Origin of the sequence: Thermodesulfobium sp. 4217-1 (genome assembly GCF_039822205.1) — a bacterium.
Taxonomy (GTDB): domain Bacteria; phylum Thermodesulfobiota; class Thermodesulfobiia; order Thermodesulfobiales; family Thermodesulfobiaceae; genus Thermodesulfobium.
The window spans coordinates 1-2,387 of record NZ_JBAGBW010000050.1 but is presented as its reverse complement, the minus strand read 5'-3'; the positions used below and the strand labels follow the sequence as shown (position 1 = coordinate 2,387).

The 2,387-nt window shown below is 30.8% G+C and carries 4 protein-coding genes; all 4 read right to left on the bottom strand.

Annotation, left to right across the window (positions count from 1 at the left end):
- Nucleotides 1-8: 8 nt before the first annotated feature.
- The 4 genes from V4762_RS09900 to V4762_RS09885 all read right to left on the bottom strand — a co-directional run bounded on the left by V4762_RS09900 (nucleotide 9) and on the right by V4762_RS09885 (nucleotide 2,271).
- The gene (locus V4762_RS09900; protein WP_347315613.1) at nucleotides 9-302 is read right to left on the bottom strand and encodes a nucleotidyltransferase family protein; all 294 of its coding nucleotides are present in this window, start codon (nucleotides 300-302) and stop codon (nucleotides 9-11) included.
- A gap of 7 nt (nucleotides 303-309) precedes the next feature.
- Nucleotides 310-732 carry a type VII toxin-antitoxin system HepT family RNase toxin gene (gene hepT / locus V4762_RS09895; RefSeq protein WP_347315612.1) on the bottom strand — a complete coding sequence of 141 codons (423 nt, stop codon included), beginning with the start codon at nucleotides 730-732 and terminating at the stop codon, nucleotides 310-312.
- Nucleotides 722-1,147 (bottom strand): type VII toxin-antitoxin system MntA family adenylyltransferase antitoxin, encoded by a 426-nt coding sequence (gene mntA / locus V4762_RS09890; RefSeq protein WP_347315611.1) that lies wholly within the window; start codon nucleotides 1,145-1,147, stop codon nucleotides 722-724. Before mntA ends, hepT begins: the two co-directional genes overlap by 11 nt.
- A gap of 128 nt (nucleotides 1,148-1,275) precedes the next feature.
- Entirely contained in the window at nucleotides 1,276-2,271 is a 996-nt protein-coding gene (locus V4762_RS09885) for a PDDEXK nuclease domain-containing protein (protein ID WP_347315614.1), read from the bottom strand.
- Nucleotides 2,272-2,387 lie beyond the last annotated feature (116 nt).

The following is a 2,387-nucleotide window of genomic DNA, read 5'->3' as shown; positions in this document are numbered from 1 at the left end:
GATCTCTTTTAGACATTTAGGATTTCTTTTAAAATTTTTTCTTTTAATCTATCTTTTATGGCAGTTTTAGAAACCAAATCTATTTTTGAATTAAAAAGATTTTCAAGATATAGTTTTAAAGCCATATAATTTTTAAACGTCTTATATTGATCTTCAAATTCAACCAATATATCTATATCGCTTTTTTGAGCTTGCTCATCTCTTGAATAAGAACCAAATAATGCCATATCTTTAATATGAAAAGTGATTTTAATATAGCCTTTATTTGATTTTAAAGTATCAATAATGAAATTTCTGTCCATTTATTACCTACTTTCTTAATATTTCCCCGAATTTCTTAAGAAAATCTCTTATATCTTGCAGGTGGCTATGCATTATTCTATATAGTTCGTCATTATCAACTTCCCAATAGATATGAACCAACCTATTTCTAAAGCGCGCCATTTGAACCAATTTATTGGCGTAATCCTCGTCAATCATTCCCACTTGAGCCAGGACCCTGAAGGTATCAGCATAATCTTCAGGTGTTCTATAGCTATTTTTTGCAATAACATGGTTACAAAGATCTATTATACCTTCAATCGCTACTATAAAACTGTATTTAGCACTACTAATTTTGTGCGGGTCTGAAATAAAATCATCTTTAGTAAGCTTCCTTAGATCCTCAAGTAGCCCAAGAGAGAGCAAGATCTCTGAGATTATCTTATTTACTTTGTCCCGATCAAATTTCAATGCCAATATTTTCCTTCATATACGCTTTTCTATATGGCAAAAAATCACAGTAATTAGTGATAGTTGTTTCTTGAAAATCACATCTTTTATCATCATCTTTTGCCAAAAGGATAACGCCATTTTTTATTACATTGTATTTGAAAGAAAGCGGCGCACTATTTAAAACCCTTACGTCAAATATATATTTACCAATAGATAGAGCTAACTCTGCTTCTAATTGAAGCTCATACTCTAAGATAGAATCTGGCACCTTTTCCAGATAAACTGCTATGTCTATATCGTGAAAGTAATCTTCTTTAACAAAAGAACCATGAAGATAGGCAAAAGAAATATCTTCACGCTTTAAAAGCAGGTTTCTTATAGACTCCTCAATAGCAACTTTGCCAACTTTATCTACTCTGTTAAGTTTTTCCACTCTTTTCTCCTAAAGATAGCTGCCTATTAATTAATAGCCCATTTTATCAAAATTAAGATGAAAAATTAAGCATTTCAAGAACATGGGTTGATACATGTTACCCCCATTGATTAGTTTATAATCTTATTTTACATTTCATCTTCATTTTCCTTAAAAATGGCTTCTAATTTACTGCTTATCTCTTCTGGAGACGGCAGTAAATTTTTATATTCATTTGGAAGTGATTTTGTAAGTCTATATGCAGCCACACCTATAGGTTGATTGTTATCTTTTAATGCATACTCTACTATAGTTCTGTTTTTCTCTTTACATATAATAATACCTATAGACAAATTCTCATCATGAAATTTTACTTTATCATTAAGGATCGAAAGATAAAAGCTCATCTTCCCAGCATACTCTGGTTTAAACTTTCCAATCTTTAACTCTACTGCCACAATACATCTTAATCTTCTGTTGTAAAGTAATAAGTCGATAAAGTACTCTTCTCCTCCAACCTCAAGCCTATATTGATTTCCTATAAAAGCAAAATCTCCACCCATTTGGATTAAAAAAATTCTTATCTTATTGATTAATGCTATTTCTAATTCATGTTCGGTATGCTTTGCACCAATTTCAAGAAAATCAAAAATATACTCATCTTTTACTGCAAGTTTTGCCTGATTTTTGTATTTTTCTGGCAATGCATTATCAAAATTAGTTTGATTTAAAAGAAATTTTTCATAAGTTTTGTTATCTATATGGTTGTCAAGGACTCTATAACTCCATCCATATTTTATTGTTATCTTCATATAAAATTCTTTTTCTAAGGGATCCTTACATTTTCGAAAAATAAGTAAGTTGTGAGACCATCCAATTTCTCTAGACAGTGTCTGGAGTTTTTCATTGTCTTTATATTCTAAATAAAACTGCCGCATATTCCATAAATTTTGCTGACTAAACCCATTCATTCCTACAAATTCTTTTTGTAATTCTTCGGATAACTTTTTCACTACGGATTTACCCCATCCGTATTGTTTCTGCTTTTCTACGATACTTTTTCCTATATCCCAATATAACTTTATAAGCTCTTTGTTTACCGCTTTCAGTGCTTCGTATTGAGAAGATAAAATCCTACTTTTTATTTCCTTAACCCATCTTCGTCACTTTAGTGCAGAATAAGCTGTCATTGTAGGATCTTGGATCCTTTCACAGCCACTATGGATTTTCCCTTAGGTTTAAAGCTTGGATATTATTTGGA